The sequence below is a fragment of the Aquamicrobium sp. NLF2-7 genome (genome assembly GCF_022359935.1).
Classification (GTDB): Bacteria; Pseudomonadota; Alphaproteobacteria; order Rhizobiales; family Rhizobiaceae; genus Mesorhizobium; species Mesorhizobium lusatiense.
Map to the genome: position 1 here is coordinate 71,500 of NZ_JAKSED010000003.1, position 20,963 is coordinate 92,462.

Here is a 20,963-nt window from a genome sequence, read left to right on the forward strand (position 1 = left end):
GGATCAGGCGTTTGCCGGCTGGCCGAACACGGTGAGGCTCTGCTCGCGCATGAACTGCGGCAGATACCAGCTTCCGAGACCGCCCTTGCCGGTGGTGCCCGAACCTTTCCAGCCGCAGAAGGTCTGGATGCCCGGCCATGCGCCGGTGGTCGCGCCGGTTGCCCGGTTGGCATAGAGCACGCCTGCCTGAATGGTGTTCAGGAAGGTCTCCAGCGTGGCCTTGCTTTGCGTATAGATGCCGCTGGTCAGGCCATAGGCATCGCGGTTGGCATCGGCGATGGCAGCGTCGAGCGAGGTGAATTCCTGCAGCGACAGGAACGGCAGGAACAGTTCCTCGCGGTTGATGGCGTGGTCGGCGTCAAGGTCCGCCACCAGCGTCGGCTCCACGAACAGGCCGCGCGCCATGAAACCTTCGGTCAGGCGCTTGCCGCCGGCCAGCAGCCTGCCGTCGCGGGCGGCCTCGGCCGCCGCCTTTTCAAAGCGGGCGATGGCCTTTTCGTTGATCACCGGCCCCATATAGACGTCGGCCCGGCGCGGATCGCCGATGACGATGGTCGCCATCTGGGCCAGCAGCTTTTCAACGAAAGCCGCGCGCACGGCGCTGGCCACATAGATTTTGGAGAGCGCGCTGCATTTCTGCCCCTGAAGGCCGAAGGCGGAACGCATGACGCCGGCGGCGGCGACATCGAGATCGGCGTCTGCGGTCACGAAGGTGGAGTTCTTGCCACCCATTTCGGCCAATACGGGTTTGGCCGCGCGGCCTGAGGTGTAGCGGCGCAGCAGTTCCATGCCGACGCCATTGGAGCCGGTGAAGGCGATGCCATCGACACCCGGATGCTCCGCCAGCGCCTTGCCGACGTCAGCGCCGCCATAGACGAGGTTGAACGCACCTGCCGGCAGGCCGGCCTCAAGGAAGCACTCGGCCAGCAGGCGGCCCGTCAGCGCGCTCATTTCGTTCGGCTTGAACACCACCGCATTGCCGCCGAGAAGGGCAGCCGTAGACATGCCGATGGACAAGGCCACCGGGAAATTGAAGGGCGCGATGACGGCGAAAACGCCATAGGGGCGCAGGCGCGACCAGCTCCGCTCCTGCGGCAGGGCCTTGTTGCCTTCCGCCTCGTAGCCACTGTTGCGCTCCAGCTCGCCGCTGTAATAGCGGATCAGGTCGATGGCCTCCTCGACCTCGCCGACGGCCTCCATGCGCGACTTGCCGACTTCGACCAGACAGGCGGCGGAGATCGGATATTTGCGCTCTTCGACGAGATCGGCGGCGCTGCGCAGCCGTGCCACGCGCTCCTGCCAGGACAGGGCCGACCATTCGGCAGCGCCGGCGCGGGCGGCAGCAACCGCGCGGTCCACCGTGGCAGTGTCGCAGGCCGCGAAATGGCCGAGCACGATGTCGCTGTCGATCGGCGAGGCGATGGAGAAGGTTTCGGTGCCCGCCACATCCTGCCCGCCGATGGAGGCGGCATGGCTGCGGCCCAGCGTTTGCGCGGCCAGATGTTCAAGCTCGGCATCGAGGCGCGCATGAACGCCGGAAAAATCCTCACCCAGATTCGTGTAGGTAACGCGTGGCAATGACATCAATGCCCTCCTCCCTGCAGTTTTCCGCCAGCCGGCCGTCGCCGGATGTGCGTGGAACAATTGTTTTTCTGATAGCATTGAAAAAACAGTTGTTCAATATCCGTTTTGGGCGGTGCATCTGTTTCGTGGGGAGAAGCGGGGGAGAGGCATGAGAAAATGCCCCCAAAACGCACAAGGCGCCGCAGGATGCGACGCCTTTGCTTCGGCCAGCTGGTGCCTGCTCAGTAGCGGGCATCCTTTGGCTTCTTGCCGTTCGGCCAGTCGTTCACCTTCGGGGCGAAGTCGGGGCGCGGCATGTGGGTGAAATATTCCGACACGTCGATCGCTTCCTGATCGCTCAGCACGCCGCCCTGTCCAAGCTGGCCATCCAGATGCATGGAGGGCGGCATCGCCCATTTCACGAACTGGGCGGCCTTGTAGGTGCGGGCGAGACCGGCGCCGATGTTGAAGCTGTCCTCGCCCCACAGCGGCGGGAAGATGATGTCGCCGAACTGGTCGCGCATGCCCTCGCCATCGGTGCCGTGGCAGGCTGCGCATTTCAGCGCATAGATCGCCTTGCCGTTCTCGGGATCGGGAACGAGGCTTTCGTCGATCGCGCCGGCATTGACGATATCGACGCGGTGGTCCTTCGCCACGCCCTGCCGCAGCCAGTCCATATAGGCGATCATGGCCCTCATTTCCCGGCCTTCGCGGTCGAGCGGCTTGCCGTTCATGGAGCGCTGGAAGCAGCCGTTGATGCGCATTTCCAGATCCACCTCCTTGCCCGCGCGCGGCATCACGCGCGGATAGAAGTTGACGGTGTTGACATAGCCGTTGGCGGCATCGATCTTGCCGTCGAGCAGGTGGCAGGAGTTGCAGTTCATCGCGGCGCCGACATTGTCCGGCAGAAGGCGCGCCGTATCCGCCAGCAGCCGCTTGCCATAGATGATCTCGTCGGCGTTGGGCTGGGCGAGGATGTCCTTGTCGGCCGGCACCACATAGCGCCCAACCTCGTTGTTGTCGGCGTCGAGCACGGCAAAGCTCGCCGGTGGCGGCGCATCCGTGTTCGGGCGGCTGGCAATCCATCCGGCGGCGCTGCCGGCGATGGCGAGCAGGGCGGCACCGGCAATCAGGAACGACTTTCTCATTGCGCAGCCTCCGGTGCGTAGTGAACGGGCTTGTGGGCGATTTCCTTGCGCATGCGGGCAATGTCAGCCTCGCTTACCGCGCTGGCATGGTTGCCCCAGGAGTTGCGGATGAAGGTCATCAGCTCGGCCAGATCGGCGTTGGCGAGATGCGCGAAGCCCGGCATGGTGAATGCCATGGCGTGTTCGGGCGTCGAAGGCATGCGCCCGCCCGCCAGCGTCACCTGAATGAGCGAGCTCGGATCATCGGCGAACACCATGGAGTTGCCGGCAAGGGCGGGATAGACCTCAGGCGCGCCCTTGCCGTCCAGCCTGTGGCATGCGGTGCAGTGCTCGACATAGGTCATGGCGCCCGGAGCCGAAAAATCGCCGTTGCGCAGCGCTGCCGTGGTGACGTCTTCCTTTGGCACCCATTGTTCGCGGCCCGGCCGGGGCGGCAGGGATTTCAGGTAGCGCGCAATCGCGGTGAGATCCCCGTCGCCGAGATATTGCAGTGAGTGCTCGACGACATCGGACATGGAGCCGAAGGCGGCGGTACGTTTGTTGCGCCCGGTGCGCAGGAAGGTCACCAGCTCGTCCTCGGTCCAGGTGACGAGGCCGGTGTCCTCGTTGCGCAGGTTTTTGGCGTACCAGCCTTCCAGAACCGAGCCGGAGAGGAACCGGCCGGAGCCGTCGTCCTTCAGCGCCTTTTCTTCATAGGCAAGGCCGCGCGGCGTGTGGCAGGCCCCGCAATGCGCCAGCCCTTCGACCAGATAGGCGCCGCGCGCCACCAGCGGATCGTCGCTCTTCGGCGCATCGAAATCGCGCGGCTGGGCGAACAGCAACTGCCACCATGCCAGCGGCCAGCGCATCGAGGCCGGCCATGGAATGGTGGTCGGCTGGTTCTGCTTGGCGACCGGCTTCACCGCGCTCATGAAATAGGCGTACATCGCCTCGATGTCGGCATCCGACACCACCTGATAGGAGGCGAAGGGCATGGCCGGGTAAAGGTGCACGCCGTCCGGGCGCATGCCCTTGCGCACCGCGCGCTCGAAATCGCCATAGTCGTAAGCGCCGATGCCGGTTTCACGGTCGGGCGTGATGTTGGTGGCGTAGATGGTGCCGAGCGGGGTCTGCAGCCCGAGACCGCCCGCATAGGGCGCGCCGCCGGGTGCGGTGTGGCAGGCCACGCAATCGCCCGCCCGGGCCAGATATTCGCCGCGCGCAATCAGGTCGGGATCGGCGATATCGACCTTGCGGTCCTGTTTCGGTGCGAACCAGGTGGGGGTGGAAGCTGCCACGCCCCACCCGATCGCCAGAGCCGACAATCCGGCAAGAAGGGCAAGTTTTACGAACCTCATAATGTCCTCGTCTGATGAGACGGGGCCATGATGAAGCTTCACCCTTCAGGGGCGTTGATTCAGGTCAATGATTTCGTAATTTATCTTTCAATTTCAATAAGTTATGTGATGGAACGACAAATCGGCAGGGCGCAGATGCACCCCGCTCAGAACCTGCGGCTCCTCCCTGTTGTCGTAAAATTCAAGGCAGCTCCCCCGCTGCCTGTCCGGGCCGGAAATGCCGGACATGGACCCGGTTCGCCCCGAGGCTTAAGGCAACCTTAAGGGTGGAGAAATTTCCGGCGCGGGGCAGGGGAAAGACGGGCCTCGTCTCTCCGGAGCAGGAGCTTGCTGCACCGGAGGGAGGCTGACGGATTACGGGGTGTCTTCCCTGTCGCGGAAATCGGTCTCGCCCTTTTTCCAGTAGCCGGCCATAGCCATCCGGGAGCGTTCAAGGCCACGGTCCAACAGGAAATGGCGGCGCAGCGTGCGCACGACACCGGCTTCGGCGGCAAACCAGACGAAGCTGTTTTCCTGCGGCAGGCTGGCCGCCATCATGGCTTCGGCCAGCGCGGTGGTCGTTCCCGGTTCCGAACCGTTGCGCGGTAGCCATGTGAATTCCACATCGGCCCTGGTGCTGATGGACTGGGCGTCGGCATCCTCGGGGATTTCCACGAAGACGTCGGCGCTTGCGCCGGCCGGCAGGGCTTCGAGGATCGAGCCGATGGCCGGCAGCGCGGTCTCATCCCCGCCGATCAGCAGGTGGGACAGGTCCGGGTCGGGCTGGAAGCCGGCGCGGGGGCCGGCGATTTGCGCCACGTCGCCCGGTCTGGCTGCCTGCGCCCATGTCGAGCAGGGGCCGTCACCATGCAGGACGAAGTCGACGTCCATCTCGCAGAGGCCTTCGCGGAACTCGCGGATGGTGTAGGCGCGACCGCTGGGTTTTTCGTTTTCGGGCGTCGGCACGAACAGCTTGACCCACTGGGCGGGGCGGCGAACCGGAAAATCGATGAAAGCGGCCGAAGCAAGGGTTATCCGCTGCATGTGAGGCGTGATCCGCTGCGTCTTGCGGACTTCGGCGACCCTCAGCCGCCGTTCGGGAGGAATGGGGCGGGAAACGCCGGGCGATGATGCGGTGTGCATGTGCATTTTGGTAATCCTTCAGGGGCGGGGTCAGCGGTTGCGCCGGCCTCCGCGAAGCGTGGAGAGAGAAAGGAGGAAGGCGGCCATGGTCATGATTGCCGCGATGCGGAAGGCGTGGCTGGTGGCATCCGCCACCATGGCGGGCGTCGCGACGGCGGGATCGCCCAGCGCATTGGCAAACAGCGCGCCCATCAGCGAAGCGCCGGTGATCAGGCCGAGATTGCGGGCGAGCGCCAGCAGCCCCGATACCAGGCCGCGGGTTTCGGGCCGCGCATCGGCCATCACGGCGGTGTTGTTCGGCGTCTGGAAAAAGGCCAGCCCGACGCTGATGAACAGCATCGCAACGATATAGGTCGTCACGCCGCTTCCGGCAGAAATCCACGACATCGCGAAGGTGCCGAAGGTGAGCAGGGCAACGCCGATGACCATGGCCAGCCGGGCGCCGATGCGGTCGGCAACCGTGCCGGCAGGCACGCCCATGAGTGCCGCCATCAGCGGACCGGTGGTCATGACGAGGCCAACCATGCGGGTGTCGAGGCCGAGCCCCTTCGACAGATAGAACGGCCCGATCACCAGCGTCGCCATCATCACCGCATAGATGAGCACGCTCATCACCATGCTGGTCGAGAGAAGGGCATTGCGGAACATGGAGAGCCTGAGCAGGGGCGCCCGTGCCCGGATCTGAACGGCAAGGAACAATGCCAGTCCGATGATCGCCGCGAAGCCAAGCTGGAGCACCGGCTGCGCCGCAAAACCCTGTTTGCCGGAGAAGGTCATGGCCAGCGAATGGGCGCCGAGCGTCAGCGCCAGCAGGAGCGTGCCGACCCAGTCGAAATGGGCGGGGGCAGGCGGATGGCGCGGGGCATCGACCGCATCCGGCAGGTAGCGACTGATCAGCAGAAATGCCAGCAGGCCGAAGGGCAGATTCAGCCAGAACATGGCCTGCCAGCCGAAGGCCGCCAGCGTCAGCGCGCCCAGCGATGGCCCGAGCGCAATGCCGAAGGACACCATGGTGGACAGGACACCCATGGCAAAGCCGGTGCGCTCCTTCGGAAACACCTCGCCGACGAAGGCAAAGGACAGGGCCATCAGGATGGCGCCGCCAAGCCCTTGCCCGGCGCGGCCGGCGATCAGCACCGGCAGGCTGGTCGAAAGCGCGCACAGCACCGAGGCCGCCATGAAGATGGCGAGGCCCCACAGATAGAGGCGTTTCTTGCCAAGCTGGTCGCCAAGGCGGCCGACACCGACGATGAGAGCGGTGACGACGAGCAGGTAGCTGACGACAACCCATTGCACGGCGCTGAACTCAACGCCGAGATCGTCCACCAGCGTCGGCAGCGCCACATTGATGATGTTGGTGCCAAGTTGCGAGAGCAGAATGGCGAGCGAGAGCCCCGCAAGCACCATCCCGGAGCGCAGGGGTGGGCCGGAGCGCAGGGGTGGATGACGGGGAGCGTGAGCAGGCGTGGCAGCCTGCGGCGGAGATACGGATAGTTGAGACATGGAAGAAAGGTCCGATCGAAAGTGTCCCGTTCGGGATTGCTGAAGTTGGACTTTCGATACAGCGGAGCCTGAATTGCATATAGTGCAATGTCGTTATTATATGATTGCACAATATGCATCTATTCAGGCGCAAAAAGCCTGCGGGCAGGGAGCCGGCAGCAGTCGCTGCCGCCGCAGCCTGCATCCTTTCTTGCCCCGCGCTTTGCGATATGCGTGATCGCAGGAGCGACCGGCCGAAGCCGGGCGTTGTCCGAGCCGCTTCCCGCGGCGTCAGGCGATTTCGTCTGACGGCGAAATGTTCTGTCGGATCAGGAGCGGAGGCTGCCGCTCTCTTCCCCCGCCGGCCTGACCGGGGCGAGGGAGCCGGCCAGCGCGACCAGATCGGATTGCCGGTGCAGCCCGGTCTTCTCATAGATGCGCAGCGTGTGGGTCTTGATCGTGCTGGGCGCGGCGCTCAGTTCCTCGGCGATCCGGCCTGACGGGGCGCCGGCGCACAACAGCCGGAACACCCGCGTTTCCGCAACCGTGAGATCATAGAGCAGCGCCAGCGCTTCCAGGCTTGCGGCAGAATCCGCAGGCGAGGGGCCGGACAGCAGCAGCGCGAACATCTGGTCGTCCCCCGACCGGATATTCCCCGCAACCCTGCTGCTCAGCGGCAGAAGATGGACGACCCAGGGCTTGTGCTCATGATCCCGGAAGGCGGTTCCGAACGGTTCTTCGGATCTGTTCGCGGGCTCCTGTATGAAAGATTGCATCAGGGATGCCAGCCTGCGCTGCGCCTGCGCGTTGTCGAGCCGCGCACAGCCACCCTGAATGCTGACGATTTTCTTTTGCACGGCCAGCGCTTCGCCGGCGTCGTTGGCGAAGCGAAGCTGGAAGCCGGAGCCGACCACGAACACCGGCACGCTGAGCGAGTTCAGGACGAGCCTGATGGCGTCGGTTTCGATCCGCCGTATCTCCAGCACACGGCTTATCGCCACGCTGCGCTGAAGATGGGGCAGCAGGAGCCGCATCACCTCGGTTTCGCGCGGGCCGATGAGGCCGAAATCCTCATGGCGGTTGAAGCCGATCGTGCCGAGCATGGTGTCGTCGCGGGTCAGGCCGACGGCTATCGCATCGACAAAGCCCTGCGGGCGGTTGAAGCCGAGGTGAAAACCGTCTTCGCTGTCTTCGCTCACGCCGGAGGGGTTGACCCGGGACAGCACGGCTGGCTCTTCCAGCGGCAGGTTGCGCACGGCCCGCTCACCGCCCCACAGTCCGACGAGACCGTCGGAGAATTCCGGCAGACGTTCCAGCCATTGAGGTGAAAAGCCGGTCGTCGATGCCAGAAGGGGCTCACCGCGCATCATGTCGATGATGCTGATGACGCCGGTGCGCAGGTTCAGTTCCTCGCAGATCGCCTGCATGGCCTGCGGCCATCGCTCCGGATCGAGCGCGCAATCGTAGATCTGGCCGATCAGTCCGGAGAGTTTTTCAGGCGAGATGAAAGGAGACATGGAAATTCCGCCGCACCGCATATCCACCATCTGGTGGACCGCTTACGGTGCGCGCGCAAGCGAAAATCCCGGCCCCTGAAGACCGGAAGCATTTTCGCGCGGCAGGCCGTGCTGAAATGCTATTGCAGTTTCAGCTCGACGCGCCGGTTTTTGGCCTTGCCAGCCGCCGTCCCGTTGCTGGCAACGGGTGCATCCATGCCCCGGCCGGAGGAGGCGAGGCGAGCGGCTTCGATGTCGAAGCCATTGGCGAGTGCATCGACCACGGCGGCGGCACGGCGTTCCGACAGGCCCTGATTGTGGTCGCGCCCGCCATCGCTGTCGGTATGGCCGATGATCTGAAGCTTGAGGGCCGGGTTTTCGCGCAGCATCATGGCGATTTCGAAGAGCTGGTCGCGCGAGGGCGGCAGCAGGATCGCGCTGTCGGTGTCAAACAGCAGATTGTCGAGAGAAACGCTTTCACCGGCAAGCAGCTTCGAATGCATGGACGAAGCCTTGCTGAGCTCCGGCGGCGTGCCGGTAATCACGGATTTGGTGACCGCCATCACGCCCTTTTCCGGCGTATCGGCAAACGCCACCTGCATATGGGTGACGCTCGATTCTTCGTCCTTGGCCACATAGGTGAGCCTGGCCCCGCCGACATAGAAATAGTTGCGCACGATGCCGAGCGGCTCAAGCGCCGGCATGTCGGTGGGCTTGTCCAGCAATATGCCGAGCGAGACGCCGGACAGCGGCTTGCCTTCACTGAAGCAATCCCCCTTCTGGGTGCTGCATGAGAAGCTGACCGCATAGCCGGCCTCCGCCGCCGCCTTTTCAAAGGCGCGCTGCACCTGCAATGCATTGTCGCCGGGCTGGAAACGGTAATAGGCGTAGACCACCTTTCCCTCCAGTTGAAGCCAGCTCGGCCCCTGCATGACCTTCGAGGTGAACTCCGAGATCGGGCCGGTGATCAGCCACGTCTCGTCGAAATTGTCGATGCGCGGCGTGCTTTCGGTCGGCGTCGCGATCGAGAAGAAATCGAGCAGGTCGGGGGTGGGTTGCGACCAGGCAGGCAGGGCAAGGTTCGCCAGAAGGCCCGCGGTCAGGACCATGGAACGTAGGGCTGCCTTCATGTCGATCTCATCCCGTATTTATGTGCGCGGTAACCGGGAGATAGCGGCTGACAGGAAAAACGCGTCCACCTTTTGGTGGATGCCAGCCCCTCCGGATTGCGTTTTCCATGCGGCCCACACGCGATTCAACGGGAAGAGGAAAACCGATCACCATGCTGAGGGCTGTAAAGCACTGTTCTTTGACCGCTTTTGCAATGCTGTCGTGGCTGGGCACGGCACAGGCGACCCTTTATCCGGCGGAAACGAAGAACCTGAGACCGGACAGCGCGCGCGATCTGTGCATGGATCTTTCAGGCGATGCGAAGCTGGCAAAATGCAGCGGCTCGAATGCCCAGAAGATCACGCTTGAGCGCCGTGAAAATGGCGAGCGCAGGATGCGCGTGGGGTCGCAATGTCTCGAAGGAAATCGCGAAGGCGAGGCGCTTTTTCTGGCGCCATGCCGCAATGTCGTCACCCAGACATGGGCCTACAGCAACACCGGACAGATCAAAAACGGCAACGGGCTTTGCGTCGATGTCGAGCAGAACCGCAAAACCGCCGGAACGCCGGTGATCACCTATCGCTGCAACGGCACCATCAACCAGCGCTGGGCGCGCTACGATCTGCCAAAGCCGGAAACGCCGGCGGGGGCGGGCGGCAGCGCGATCCTTCGGCCGGCCCACGCACGCGACAAATGCCTCGACGCCACGGCGCAGGGCGAACTCGTTTTGTGGACGTGTCACCATGGCAGCAATCAGCAGTTTGTTTTCAGGGACAACCAGAAAACGACGATACGCGTGAACGCGGGTTGCCTGACTGCAATCCGGCAGGATGGGCCGGTGTTTGTAAAGAGCTGCACGGGCGGAACACGCCAGATGTGGACCGTCGAAAAGAGCGGCCGCATCGTGAACGCCTACGGCAGCTGTCTGGATGTGCGTATGGCCGCCAATGCAAACGGCACGCCGGTGCTGAGCTACAAATGTACGGGGCAGCCCAATCAGAGGTTTCTCGTCATCAGATGAGCCGGCAGCTTATGCCGGCTCCGGCGGGCCGTGACTTTCGGCTGACGAAGCGGGCGGGATAGCGTGAGAGCCATGCCGTGCGGCTGGGCTGCATGGCTGCCGATGACATGCCGCGCCCGCTCCTGTTCCGGGGCAGCACTTGCGGCGGAATACGCCATGGAACAATCGCGCAGCTTGTTTCCTTGCCGACTGAACTTCAGCGCTGTTGCGCCTGCGCTGGCCGAAGGTCGGTTTCCGTCCCGCTCGTGCGGCAACCTGCCCGCCTGAAAGTTTCAGAAGGCAGGTTGCGGGCGTGGTTGCTGCCGGTTGCGTCAGCCGGGCTGCTGGATGGCGGAGAGCTTCCAGTCCTGCCCGTTTTCGCGCACGAAGGTCCACAGCTCCACCGTCTCGCTCGGGGTGTCGGCATCGCCTTCGACGACCTTGCCGGTGGTCCTGTCGCGCATCAGCTCAATGGCTTCATAGCGCAGGGCGGCGGTGGCGTAGTCGCGGTTGCCCTCGCTCCAGCTTTCGGCGATGTCGGCTTCCAGAAGCCGCACGTCGCTGACCTCGTTGCGCAGGCCGTTATGCGTGTTCTGGGCCAGTTCTTCCGACAGGTAGGACACCATTTCCGGCGTGACCAGCGCGCGCAGGCCGGCATAGTCTTCACGCGAGAACGCATCCTGCACTTCGCTCAGAAGCGCCTCGAAACGGTTGAGGTCGTCCTGATCGGGTGTCATGTCGCGCATTGCGGGCGTCTGCGTGGCTGCCTGCTGCCCGCCGAAGGACGGAACGGTGAAGCCGGCACGCTTGTTGTTGTCGCCCGCCGGGTGCGCCTGACGGCCAAAGCCGTTGTTGTTGGGCGCATTTCCTGATCCGGCACCGGCCATGGCAGGCTGAGCGGCGTTCTGGCCGCGGAAAAAGCGCAGGGCGAGCATGATGGCGCCGGCGATCAGCAGGCCTTGCAGCAACAGGCCGAACAGACCTGCCAGACCGCCAAATCCCTGTCCGAGCAGCAGGCCGATCAGGCCGCCGATCAGCAGGCCGCGCATGAGCGAGCCGCCGAGCCCGTTCATGAAGCCCGGCCGCTGCTGGCCGGCCGCAGGCTGGCGCGCTGCATTGGGCGCGGTGTTGGGCGTCATCGAGCGCTCGACGGGAGCTGCCTGGTTCGGCGCGGTGCGGGTGGCCGGCGCGCTCTGGTGGGTGCGCAGGCCACGGCTGCCGAAGCTGCCGCCACGCCTTGCCTCGGCGTAGTCCACCGATACCATCGAAAAGGCGAGCATCAGCCCGGCAAACAGCGCGAACAGTCCGGTGCGGCGTGGTGTAAACATGTCAGGTCTCTCCCCAATTGGTGCGGTCACCTCAGGGTCTGGCTTCCCATGCGGGAATCCCGGCCCCTGAAGAGGTGGCTGCCCGGAAAAAAACCCGGACGGGGCTGATGTAGAGGCGCGCAGAGGCCTGCACAAGATGCACAGGGCCATCTTCCCACAATGGTGCCTTTGAACAGCGGTAACGCCTTCGTTACCTGAAGAAAATGGCGCGCGCCGGTCTCATGTCCCGAATTGACGGGCCGGTGTCCCATTTGTCCCGGTACGCGCAGCCGGCGCTGTGGCAGGATCACCGGCGGATCGCGGGAGGAGTGCGGTCCGTTGCGGGAGGAGTGCCCTGCGCTGTTTTCTGGCGGCCGGGCTCCTGCATCATCTTGCATATGCCTGCGCGGGGAGAGAGGAAACGCCATGTATGCGGTTATCGGTGCCGGCCCGATGGGGCTGGCTGTGGCGCGAAATCTCGACAGGCAGGGCATCGCCTTCACCGGCTTCGAGCTGCATTGCGATGTGGGCGGGTTGTGGGACATCGATAATCCGCACAGCACCATGTACGAGACCGCCCACCTGATCTCGTCGAAGACGACGACCGAGTTCGCCGAATTCCCCATGCCAGAAGGCGTTGCGACCTATCCGCGCCATGACGCCATGTGCCGGTATTTCCGCGATTACGCCCGCCATTTCGATCTCATGCGCCATTATGAGTTCTCGACCCGTGTGATCGGGATGAAGCGGGACGGCGATGGCTGGCTGGTGACCACGGAAAGCGGCGGCCGGCAGCAGACCCGCCGCTTCGCCGGCGTACTGATTGCCAGCGGCACGCTGCATCATCCCAACATGCCGCGCTTCGAGGGCGCGTTTTCCGGCACGCTGATGCATGCGGCCGACTACCGCTCGCCCTCGCAGCTCACGGGCAAGCGGGTTCTGGTCGTCGGCTGCGGCAATTCGGGGGCCGATATCGCCGTCGATGCGGTGCATCATGCGGCAAGCGTCGATATTTCGGTGCGGCGCGGCTATTACTTCATCCCGAAATTCATCTTCGGCAAGCCGACCGACACGCTTGGCGGCAAGCTCAGACTTCCGCGACGCCTCAAGCAGATTCTCGATTCGTTGCTGGTGCGGGCGGTGATGGGCAAGCCCTCGCAATATGGCCTGCCTGATCCCGACTACCGCATGTATGAATCGCATCCGGTGATGAATTCGCTGATCCTGCACCATATCGGGCAGGGCGACATCGGCCCGCGCGGCGACATCGCCCGGCTGGATGGGTCCGGCGTCGTCTTCGCCGACGGCAGGCGGGGCGAGTACGACCTGATCCTGCTGGCCACCGGCTACAAGCTCGACTATCCGTTCATCGACAGGTCGGAACTCAACTGGCCGCAGCAGGCCGGCGCGCCCCGGCTCTATCTGAATGTCTTTCATCCCGACCACGACAATTTGTTCATGATGGGCATGATCGAGGCCGCCGGCCTCGGCTGGGAAGGGCGCAACAAGCAGGCGGAGCTGGCCGCGCTCTACATTCGCGGGCTGGCAGAAGGCGTGCCGGCTGCCGCGCGGCTGAAGGAAGTCAAGGCACGGCTTGCCACCGAACGCATCGACGGCGGCTATGCCTATCTCGATCTCGAACGCATGGCCTACTACGTTCACAAGGACAGCTACCGGGCGGCCGTCGCATCCCATGCCGATGAGTTGCGCCGGCAACTGGGATCGGCAACGCCGGGTGCAGCCCGCATCAACCACAGGGTCGAGGTGCAGCCATGAGCGGTCCGGTTCCCATCGAGTTCAATCCCGCCAGCCTCGTCATCCTCAACCTGCTTCTGGCGCTGATGATGTTCGGCGTGTCGCTGACGCTGAAGCCCGCCGATTTCCGGCTGGTGGTGACGCAGCCCCGAACGGTGTTCGCCGGCCTGTTCGCGCAGTTCCTGCTTTTGCCGGCGGCGACCTGTTTCGCGACATGGTTCTTCGGCATCGACCCGGAACTGTCGCTCGGCATGATCCTCGTCGCCGCCTGTCCGGGCGGGGCGTTCTCCAACATCATGACCTGGCTGGCGCGCGGCAATGTTGCCGTCTCGGTTTCCATGACGGCGGTGTCCAGCCTCGCGGCCACGGTGCTGACGCCCTTCAACTTCGCGCTCTATGGCTGGCTCAATCCCAACACGCGCGACCTGCTCGTTTCCATCGCCGTGGATGGCAAGGACATCGTGCTTCTGGTGCTCGTCGTGCTCGGCCTGCCTCTGGTCATCGGCATGGCGGTCGGCCGTCGCTTTCCGGGTCTCGCGGCAAAGGTCGAGCCGCCGCTGCGCATCTTCGCGCTGCTGATCTTCCTTGCCTTCGTCGCCATCGCCTTCAGCAACAATTACACCCTGTTCGTGGAGCGCTTCCACACTTTCTTCTGGCTGGTCGTCGCCCACAACACCATGGCGCTTTTGCTGGGTGCTGCGATGGCGCGGCTGATGCGGCTGAACACGCCCGACACCCGCGCCGTGACGCTTGAGGTGGGCATCCAGAATTCCGGCCTCGGGCTGGTCATCCTGTTCACCTTCATGCCCAATGCCGGCGGCATGATGCTGATCACCGCCTTCTGGGGCGTGTGGCATCTGGTTTCGGGGCTGACGCTGGCCTGCATCTGGTCGCGCATCCCCATCCGCGATACGCCTGCACCGGCAGGGCAACAGTGATGCAGACAAAAATTCTCATCACCGGGGCGGCCGGCTATGTCGGCGGCCTGCTCGGCAGCCGGCTGGCGCGGGATTTCACCGTCATCGGCACCGACATTCGCCCCCGCCCGGATGCGCCCTTTCCGGTGCACCGGATGGATGTGCGCGACGCGGCGCTGGCCGACTTGTTGAAGGAGCAGGCCATCACCCATGTGGTGCATCTGGCTTCGGTGCTCGATTCCGGCACCGACCGCGCCCGCGAGTTCGACATCGACGTCAACGGCACCCGCAATGTGGTGGAGTGCTGCCTGGAAGCGGGCGTCGGACACATCACCGTCACCAGCTCCGGCGCGGCCTATGGCTATCATGCCGACAACCCCGAATGGATCGACGAGGACCAGCCCCTGCGCGGCAATCCGGAGATCGCCTATTCCGATCACAAGCGCAGGGTCGAGGAGATGCTGGCGCAGTACCGGCAAAGCCACCCGCAGATGCGTCAGCTGGTGTTGCGCCCCGGCACCATTCTGGGGGCCTCGACGCAGAACCTCATCACCAACCTGTTCCGGGCAAAGCGCATTCTGTCGATCCGCGGCAGCAAGTCTCCCTTCGTCTTCATCTGGGACGAGGATGTGGTGGCAGCCATCGAGCACGGGCTGCGCGGCGACCGCTGCGGCATCTACAACATGGCGGGCGACGGTGCGCTCAGCGTGCACGAAATCGCCGCCATCCTCGGCAAGCCGGTGCTCACTTTGCCGGCCGGACTTGTCAGAACTGCGTTGCGGGCCGCGCGCCTTCTCGGCAAGGGCCGTTACGGGCCGGAGCAGGTGAAATTCCTGCGCTACAGGCCGGTCCTGTCCAACACGCGGCTGAAGCAGGAGTTCGGCTACCGGCCGCAAAAGACATCGGAAGAAACCTTCCGCTTCTACGTGCAGCACGCACGCGCAAGGGGGGACCTGTGAGCAGCGTTCTGATCACAGGGGCCGGGGGAGGGCTCGGGCAGGCACTTGCCCGAGCCTTCTGGCGGCGCGGCCACAATCTCGTTCTGGCGGATCTCGATACGGATGTGCTGCGCAAGCTGGCCGGTGAGCTTGGCGATGTCACGCGCATCGCCTGCATAGCGGGCGACATCACTGATGTGGCCCATCAGGCGGAGCTGCTGGCGCGGGCGCAGGCGCGTTTCGGCGGCGTCAGCGTGCTGGTCAACAATGCCGGCATCACCCATCGCTCGCCGGTGGCGAAGACCGATCCGCTTGTGCTGCGCAAGGTGATGCAGGTGGACTGGCAGGCGCCGCTGGAGCTGGCGCTTGGGGCCCTGCCGCAGTTGCAGGCGCATCGCGGCAGCATCGTCAACATCGGCTCGATGGCAGGCTGGATGCCGGTGCTCGGCCGCGCCGGCTATTGCGGGGCGAAGGCGGCGCTGGCGCAATCCTTCGAGGTGCTGCGCTGCGAGCAGAAGCAGCACGGCGTTCACGTGCTGATGGCCTATCCGAGCTTTCTCGACACGCCGATCGAGACCAATGCGCTCGGCCATGACGGCAAGCCCGCGCGCCATGCGCGCTCCACAATCGGCAAGCCGAAGGATGCCGGCTGGATGGCGGAGCGCATCGTGCTGGCGCTGGAGAAGCGCAGGCGGCGCGTCTATTCCGACCGCGCCAGCGTGGCGGCAAGCTTTCTGTGGCGGGTTGCGCCGGATCTCTATCAGCGGCTGATGATGCGCAAATTCGCGGTCGAGCTGCGGCAGTAGAGCATCTGGCAGCCAGATGGAAACGTCTGGCGTGGCATAAATGCTCCAGCCGCAAGCCGGCCGAACGGTCTGACCTTTCGTCGTGCGGACCGGCCGGCTGCTGCCCGCTGGCCTCGCCCTGCCATATGCTCTACAAATCCCGGATCGCCGGTGAGCACCGGCCTTATGGCTTTGTCGGCAGGGGAGGCGGCAATCCGGGAATGAGCGAGCATTTGTTCAGCGTCAACCGGCTCTATGCACGGGCGGTGATCCAGAGCGCGGATCGCCTGGCGCTGGTTTTGCCGGCAGAGCTGCGCAAGGCGGTGGAGAACAATGCAAGGCTGCCGCTGACGACGCTCGATGCGCTGTGGGAAGCCTATTGCAGCGCCAGCGCCGATCCACTGGCCGGCCTGCGCCTCGGCCTCGAACTGCATGCCGGGCATCTGGATTGCGCGGGCATGCTGCTGGTGTCCTGCGACACGCTGGGCGAAGCTCTGGAAGAGCTTGGCGAGGTCGCGCCCATCGTCGGCGAGGGCGGCGAATTCCTGATCGACAGCGAGGGCGATATGGTGACTGTGCGTTACCAGTCGCATCTGGCGCTGCGGCAGGCCGAGCGGGTGGAAGCGGTTCTGGCAGGCCTGTTGCAGATCAGCACATGGGCCACGGGCGGTGCGTTCCGCCCGGCGGGGCTCAGCTTCACGCATCAGCCGCTGGCGGCGCAGGCGCACTACCGCGCGCTGCTGCGCATTCCCGTCAGCTTCGGCCAGCCCTTCAATGCGCTCATGTTCAGCGCGTCCGCACTGGGCCTGCCCCTCATTCAGGCCAACAGCACCCTGCGCGAGCATCTGCGCGGCCTGACCGACAAGGTGCTGGCCGAGCTTGGTCACGCCAGCCTTGCCGCAGAGGTGCAGCGCATGATCCGCGCCCATCCGCGCTGGGGCAAGGAGCGTGTGGCCGAGCGGCTGAATGTCAGCGGCCGCCATCTCAACCGCCGGCTGGCGGAGGAGGGCACTTCGTTCAAGCTGCTGCGCGATGCCAGCCTGCATGCGGTCGCGGTGGAGCAGCTTCGCGGCGACAGCCCGTTGCGCGATGTGGCCGAAAGGCTTGGCTTTTCCGATGAAAGCGCCTTCACCAAAGCCTTCCGCCGCTGGACTGGCCAGACCCCGGCGAATTTCCGCCGGCAACGGGAATCCACTCCCCGCGCATCCGGCTTTTTTGTTTCCGGCAGCAGTCCTGCGCCGGACTGAAACAGTGCCGCCATCTGGTAACGCCGGAAGTTTCGCAAGAAATCGGCAAATGCCACAGCATCGCACCCAAAGGTGGCATCCGGTTTTTTGGCCGATGCTTCGGCGATAGGTCGGATCGTCCCTTGTGTCTTCTGATGGCTCCCGAGCGCCTCCATGTCCCGGGATCGCATTGCCCGCAGCGATTTTCGCGGCTGCAACCGGCAACCCCATGTCCCGCAACGCTTCGTGGAGGCATATGCCGGTCTGCGGGAACCACCGCACAGCACCGGATCGGCTGACAGGGTCCCCCGGCTTTCCGTTTTGATCTCCGAAAAGGATGTGATCAGCACACTGGCATACGGCTTTACGCTTGACTTAACGTTAAACCTACCCGTATCAAGTCGGCAGGCCGGTGCTGTGGGAGGAAAGACTCATGGGCGGCTGCGAAATTTTCCTCATGTCATGAAAGCCGATACCATGCCGGATACTCTGCAAAGCACCGTTGACCGTCAGCGCCAGTACATTGCTGGTGGAACGATGTCGCTGAACCGGGCTATCACGCCCTCGAAGCTGTTCGTGCGGGCGAAGGGCGCTTATCTCTACGATGCCGACGGCAACGAATATATCGACTACCATGCCGGCTTTGCGCCCTACCTGTTCGGCCATGGCGATGCGGAGGTCGACGAGGCGGTGATCGCCATGATCCGCTCGGGCGCCTCGCTGATCGGCGCCGGCACCATGCCGTGGGAGGCGGAGGTGGCCGAGCTGCTGGTCGAGTGCGTGCCGGGCATCGAGCAGCTGCAGCTGACCAGCACCGGCTCGGAGGCGGTGGGCTATGCGCTGCGTCTGGCGCGCGCCCACACCGGCCGCGATGTGGTGGTGGTCATGCAGGGTGGCTACAATGGCTGCTTCGACTATGTCAGCTACAATCTGATGGACCCGCGCTCCTTCGTCGAGGATCACCGGGAAGGCGAGGAATATCCGCTGTCGGTGACGACGGCCGGCGTGCCGAAGGTGATCGACCAGACGGTGCGCGCCATCGAGTTCAACGATCTGGCGGCGGCCGAGAAGGTGCTGGCGAAGGGCGACGTGGCGGCCATCATCCTGGAGCCGATCCTGCAGAACATCGGCATCGTCAAGCCGCAGCCCGGCTATCTGGAGGGCCTGCGGGCGCTGTGCGACAAGTATGGCACGGTTCTGATCTTCGACGAGGTCAAGACGGGCTTTCGCCACGCGCTGGGCGGCTATCAGGCGCTGTCGGGCGTGACGCCGGACCTGTGCACCTTCGGCAAGGCGGTGGCCAATGGCTACCCGATGGGCGTCGTCGGCGGCAGGCGCGAAATCATGGGCCTGTGCGCGCATCCCGATCCGAAGAAGCGGGTTTCGGTGGCCGGTACCTACAACGGCCATCCAGTCAACGTGGCGGCGGCGCTGGCCTGCCTGACACGGCTGAAGACCCGTGAGGCGGAAGTCTATGGCGGGCTGGAGCGTCTGGGCGCGCGGCTTGAGGCGGGCCTGAAGAGCATCTTCGAAAAGCGCAACTATCCGACGACCATCGTGCGTCAGGGCTCGGCCTTTGCCGTCTACTTCATGGACCATGCGCCGGTGAACTGGCGCGATGTGGTGATGAACAACGACATGGAGCGCGACATCGCCTATCGCCGTGCGCTGATCGACAATGGCGTGTTCCATTTCCCCGTCGTCACCAAGCAGGGCTCGATTTCGCTGGCCCACACCGACGCCGACATCGACCGCACCATCGAGATCACCGAAAAGGTCGTCAACTCCCTCGCGTGAGAGGACAGCCTGAAGACGTCGAAAAACCCGGCCGGATCATCCGGCCGGGCTTTTTTGTTTGCGGGGCAGGGGTGCCCGGAACCCTTTGACAGGCCCTGTCCTACTCGCGCACCATCGCCCCCGATGTTGCCTGTCCGCGATTGCGGCGCAGGGCGTCGGAAGCCCGCATGACGAGGCTTTCCAGCCCGTTGGGCAGGAACAGGATGGCGAGGATCAGGATGCCGCCATAGAGCAGGGGCCGAACCTGATCGGCGCCGATGCCGCGCAGGATGACCTCGTCGATGATGGTCAGCGTCACCACCCCCAGGATCGGGCCATACCAGCGTGTGGTGCCGCCCACGATCGTCCAGATCAGCACATAGACCATTGTGTTGACGTCGAACTGGTTCGGATTGACGGTGCTGAGGTAATGCGCATAGAGCGCGCCGGCGAGGCCCGCAAAAAAGGCGGCGACGACGAAGGCCAGCATGCGGTAGCGGAAGGCGTCGACGCCGACCGATTCCGACAGCTTGTCCTGCCAGTGGATGGCATGGAAGGTCAGCCCGATGCGCGATTTCTCGATCCGGTAGAGAACCCACAGCGACACCAGCACCACCGCCAGCACCAGATAATAGTAGTTGGCGGGATCGTAGAAATCGATACGGATGAAGCCGAGGTCGATCTCGGGAAAACCCGGAATGCGCTGGATGCCCTTCGGCCCGCCGAACGGGTTGGTGAAGCGCTTCCAGATCAGCCGCAGGATCTCGCCGGCCGCGAAGGAGCCGATGAGGAAGTAAAACCCCTTCATACGAAACAGCGGAAAGCTCATCAGTGCTGCGACCAGCCCGGCGACGACGGCGCCCCCGATCATCGCCAGCGGCACCGGAAAGCCAAAGCTCTTGGCAAACAGCGCGCTGGCATAGGCGCCTGAGCCCATCATCACCACATGGGCCAGCGACCACTCGCCGGTCAGCGTCTGCAGCCTGTAGCTCGCCACGACGAGCACGTTGATGGTGAGCAGCACGAGCAGTTCCTGCTGCGAGAAGCTGACGACATGCGGGGCTGCGATGAGCAGGGCCGCGAGGATCAGGATGCCGGCGATGCCGGCGGCTCCGATGGTGTTTTTCTCAGGCACGTTCGCGCACTCCAAAAAGACCCTGCGGCTTGACGACCAGCACGGCCAGCATCAGCAGCAGGCCGACGATGTTGGCGATGACGCCATCGAAGAAGGTCGTGACGAAGGTGTGGACGAAGGCATAGAGCACCGCGGCCAGCACCGCGCCTTCCAGACTGCCGATGCCGCCCACGATGATGATGATGAAGGCGGTGACGATGATGCCGTGGCCCATGAAGGGGGAGGGCGCGACCAGCGGCGCGGTCATGGCGCCAGCCACACCGGCGAGGGCCGCGCCGATGAACATGGCGTAGCGCGCCGTCTGGTTGATCGAAATGCCCTGCAGCGCGGCCGCCTCGCGATCCTGCGCGCAGGCCCTGAGCGCCCAGCCGAACTTGCTGCGCCTGAGAAACAGCCACAGCACGGCCAGCAGCACCACGGTTGCGATGATCACATAGAGCCGCTCATAGGTCAGGATCGCGCCGCCGATGGTGAGGCGTCCCTGCGACACCGGCGGCACGGTCTGGTTGCGCAGGCCGAAGCCGAGCACGGCAAGTGTTTGCAGGATAAGCAGGAAGCCTATCGAGGCGATGAGCCCGCCGAGCGGATTGGTTCGCAGCGGCCGAAACAACGCAAGCTCCATCAGCACGCCCAGACATCCGGCGAAGCACAGCCCAAGCCCCACGGCCACCACGAAGGGCAGGCCAAGCCAGGCATAGAAGAAGACGATGGCATAGGCGCCTGCCATGTAAAGCTCGCCATGCGCGAAGTTGATCACGCCCATCACGCCGAAGATGAGCACCAGCCCGACGGCGACCAGAGCCATGTAGCTTGCGGCGTAAGAGGCATTGAACACGGTCTGCAGGAGGAAATCCGGCATAGTGTAT

General features: G+C 64.4%; 17 protein-coding genes. 7 read left to right on the top strand and 10 right to left on the bottom strand.

Annotation, left to right across the window (positions count from 1 at the left end; all coding sequences use genetic code 11):
• Positions 1–3 precede the first annotated feature (3 nt).
• From MIC97_RS18930 to MIC97_RS18960, 7 genes are all read right to left on the bottom strand, one after another.
• Positions 4–1,584 carry an aldehyde dehydrogenase family protein gene (locus MIC97_RS18930; RefSeq protein ID WP_239801540.1) on the bottom strand — a complete coding sequence of 527 codons (1,581 nt, stop codon included), beginning with the start codon at positions 1,582–1,584 and terminating at the stop codon, positions 4–6.
• A gap of 221 nt (positions 1,585–1,805) precedes the next feature.
• Positions 1,806–2,711, bottom strand: coding sequence for a c-type cytochrome (locus MIC97_RS18935; RefSeq protein ID WP_239801541.1), 906 nt, complete (start codon positions 2,709–2,711; stop codon positions 1,806–1,808).
• The gene (locus MIC97_RS18940) at positions 2,708–4,048 is read right to left on the bottom strand and encodes a cytochrome c (RefSeq protein ID WP_239801542.1); all 1,341 of its coding nucleotides are present in this window, start codon (positions 4,046–4,048) and stop codon (positions 2,708–2,710) included. Before MIC97_RS18940 ends, MIC97_RS18935 begins: the two co-directional genes overlap by 4 nt.
• 354 nt (positions 4,049–4,402) lie before the next feature.
• On the bottom strand, positions 4,403–5,176 hold the full coding sequence (locus tag MIC97_RS18945) for a siderophore-interacting protein (RefSeq protein ID WP_239801543.1): 774 nt from the start codon (positions 5,174–5,176) through the stop codon (positions 4,403–4,405).
• A gap of 24 nt (positions 5,177–5,200) precedes the next feature.
• Complete coding sequence (locus MIC97_RS18950) at positions 5,201–6,673, bottom strand: MFS transporter (RefSeq protein ID WP_239801544.1); 1,473 nt, start codon at positions 6,671–6,673, stop codon at positions 5,201–5,203.
• Between the two features lie 308 nt (positions 6,674–6,981).
• Complete coding sequence (locus MIC97_RS18955; RefSeq protein WP_239801545.1) at positions 6,982–8,169, bottom strand: helix-turn-helix transcriptional regulator; 1,188 nt, start codon at positions 8,167–8,169, stop codon at positions 6,982–6,984.
• A gap of 119 nt (positions 8,170–8,288) precedes the next feature.
• Positions 8,289–9,278, bottom strand: a complete 990-nt coding sequence (locus MIC97_RS18960) for an OmpA family protein (RefSeq protein WP_239801546.1) — start codon at positions 9,276–9,278, stop codon at positions 8,289–8,291.
• 179 nt (positions 9,279–9,457) lie between these two features.
• Here MIC97_RS18960 and MIC97_RS18965 point away from each other — a divergent pair, with 179 nt between their 5' ends.
• A complete protein-coding gene (locus tag MIC97_RS18965) occupies positions 9,458–10,279 on the top strand; it encodes a ricin-type beta-trefoil lectin domain protein (protein ID WP_239801547.1) in 822 nt (273 codons plus the stop codon).
• A 311-nt stretch (positions 10,280–10,590) separates the two neighbouring features.
• On the opposite strand, the gene MIC97_RS18970 is transcribed toward MIC97_RS18965, so the two are convergent.
• The gene (locus tag MIC97_RS18970; protein WP_239801548.1) at positions 10,591–11,586 is read right to left on the bottom strand and encodes a Tim44 domain-containing protein; all 996 of its coding nucleotides are present in this window, start codon (positions 11,584–11,586) and stop codon (positions 10,591–10,593) included.
• 405 nt (positions 11,587–11,991) lie between these two features.
• On the opposite strand from MIC97_RS18970, the gene MIC97_RS18975 reads away from it, so the two are divergent.
• The 6 genes from MIC97_RS18975 (at position 11,992) to MIC97_RS19000 (ending at position 18,983) form a co-directional block, all read left to right on the top strand.
• The gene (locus MIC97_RS18975; RefSeq protein WP_239801549.1) at positions 11,992–13,341 is read left to right on the top strand and encodes an NAD(P)-binding domain-containing protein; all 1,350 of its coding nucleotides are present in this window, start codon (positions 11,992–11,994) and stop codon (positions 13,339–13,341) included.
• Entirely contained in the window at positions 13,338–14,258 is a 921-nt protein-coding gene (locus tag MIC97_RS18980) for a bile acid:sodium symporter family protein (RefSeq protein ID WP_239801550.1), read from the top strand. The genes MIC97_RS18975 and MIC97_RS18980 overlap by 4 nt, the downstream gene beginning before the upstream one ends.
• A complete protein-coding gene (locus MIC97_RS18985) occupies positions 14,258–15,196 on the top strand; it encodes an SDR family oxidoreductase (protein ID WP_239801551.1) in 939 nt (312 codons plus the stop codon). The genes MIC97_RS18980 and MIC97_RS18985 overlap by 1 nt, the downstream gene beginning before the upstream one ends.
• Complete coding sequence (locus MIC97_RS18990) at positions 15,193–15,981, top strand: SDR family NAD(P)-dependent oxidoreductase (protein ID WP_239801552.1); 789 nt, start codon at positions 15,193–15,195, stop codon at positions 15,979–15,981. The genes MIC97_RS18985 and MIC97_RS18990 overlap by 4 nt, the downstream gene beginning before the upstream one ends.
• A gap of 200 nt (positions 15,982–16,181) precedes the next feature.
• Entirely contained in the window at positions 16,182–17,207 is a 1,026-nt protein-coding gene (locus MIC97_RS18995; protein ID WP_239801553.1) for an AraC family transcriptional regulator, read from the top strand.
• A 456-nt stretch (positions 17,208–17,663) separates the two neighbouring features.
• A complete protein-coding gene (locus tag MIC97_RS19000; RefSeq protein WP_239801554.1) occupies positions 17,664–18,983 on the top strand; it encodes an aspartate aminotransferase family protein in 1,320 nt (439 codons plus the stop codon).
• Between the two features lie 100 nt (positions 18,984–19,083).
• Here MIC97_RS19000 and MIC97_RS19005 read toward each other — a convergent pair whose 3' ends face one another.
• Positions 19,084–20,097 carry a branched-chain amino acid ABC transporter permease gene (locus MIC97_RS19005; RefSeq protein WP_239801555.1) on the bottom strand — a complete coding sequence of 338 codons (1,014 nt, stop codon included), beginning with the start codon at positions 20,095–20,097 and terminating at the stop codon, positions 19,084–19,086.
• On the bottom strand, positions 20,090–20,956 hold the full coding sequence (locus MIC97_RS19010) for a branched-chain amino acid ABC transporter permease (protein ID WP_183832159.1): 867 nt from the start codon (positions 20,954–20,956) through the stop codon (positions 20,090–20,092). The genes MIC97_RS19005 and MIC97_RS19010 overlap by 8 nt, the downstream gene beginning before the upstream one ends.
• Positions 20,957–20,963 lie beyond the last annotated feature (7 nt).

What these genes read in the sequence shown, in the direction of transcription:
- MIC97_RS18930 (WP_239801540.1), bottom strand. Translation starts at nt 1,584, where the DNA reads ATGTCATTGCCACGCGTTACCTACACGAATCTGGGTGAGGATTTTTCC.
- MIC97_RS18935 (WP_239801541.1), bottom strand. Translation starts at nt 2,711, where the DNA reads ATGAGAAAGTCGTTCCTGATTGCCGGTGCCGCCCTGCTCGCCATCGCC.
- MIC97_RS18940 (WP_239801542.1), bottom strand. Translation starts at nt 4,048, where the DNA reads ATGAGGTTCGTAAAACTTGCCCTTCTTGCCGGATTGTCGGCTCTGGCG.
- MIC97_RS18945 (WP_239801543.1), bottom strand. Translation starts at nt 5,176, where the DNA reads ATGCACATGCACACCGCATCATCGCCCGGCGTTTCCCGCCCCATTCCT.
- MIC97_RS18950 (WP_239801544.1), bottom strand. Translation starts at nt 6,673, where the DNA reads ATGTCTCAACTATCCGTATCTCCGCCGCAGGCTGCCACGCCTGCTCAC.
- MIC97_RS18955 (WP_239801545.1), bottom strand. Translation starts at nt 8,169, where the DNA reads ATGTCTCCTTTCATCTCGCCTGAAAAACTCTCCGGACTGATCGGCCAG.
- MIC97_RS18960 (WP_239801546.1), bottom strand. Translation starts at nt 9,278, where the DNA reads ATGAAGGCAGCCCTACGTTCCATGGTCCTGACCGCGGGCCTTCTGGCG.
- MIC97_RS18970 (WP_239801548.1), bottom strand. Translation starts at nt 11,586, where the DNA reads ATGTTTACACCACGCCGCACCGGACTGTTCGCGCTGTTTGCCGGGCTG.
- MIC97_RS18975 (WP_239801549.1), top strand. Translation starts at nt 11,992, where the DNA reads ATGTATGCGGTTATCGGTGCCGGCCCGATGGGGCTGGCTGTGGCGCGA.
- MIC97_RS18980 (WP_239801550.1), top strand. Translation starts at nt 13,338, where the DNA reads ATGAGCGGTCCGGTTCCCATCGAGTTCAATCCCGCCAGCCTCGTCATC.
- MIC97_RS18985 (WP_239801551.1), top strand. Translation starts at nt 14,258, where the DNA reads ATGCAGACAAAAATTCTCATCACCGGGGCGGCCGGCTATGTCGGCGGC.
- MIC97_RS18995 (WP_239801553.1), top strand. Translation starts at nt 16,182, where the DNA reads ATGAGCGAGCATTTGTTCAGCGTCAACCGGCTCTATGCACGGGCGGTG.
- MIC97_RS19000 (WP_239801554.1), top strand. Translation starts at nt 17,664, where the DNA reads ATGCCGGATACTCTGCAAAGCACCGTTGACCGTCAGCGCCAGTACATT.
- MIC97_RS19010 (WP_183832159.1), bottom strand. Translation starts at nt 20,956, where the DNA reads ATGCCGGATTTCCTCCTGCAGACCGTGTTCAATGCCTCTTACGCCGCA.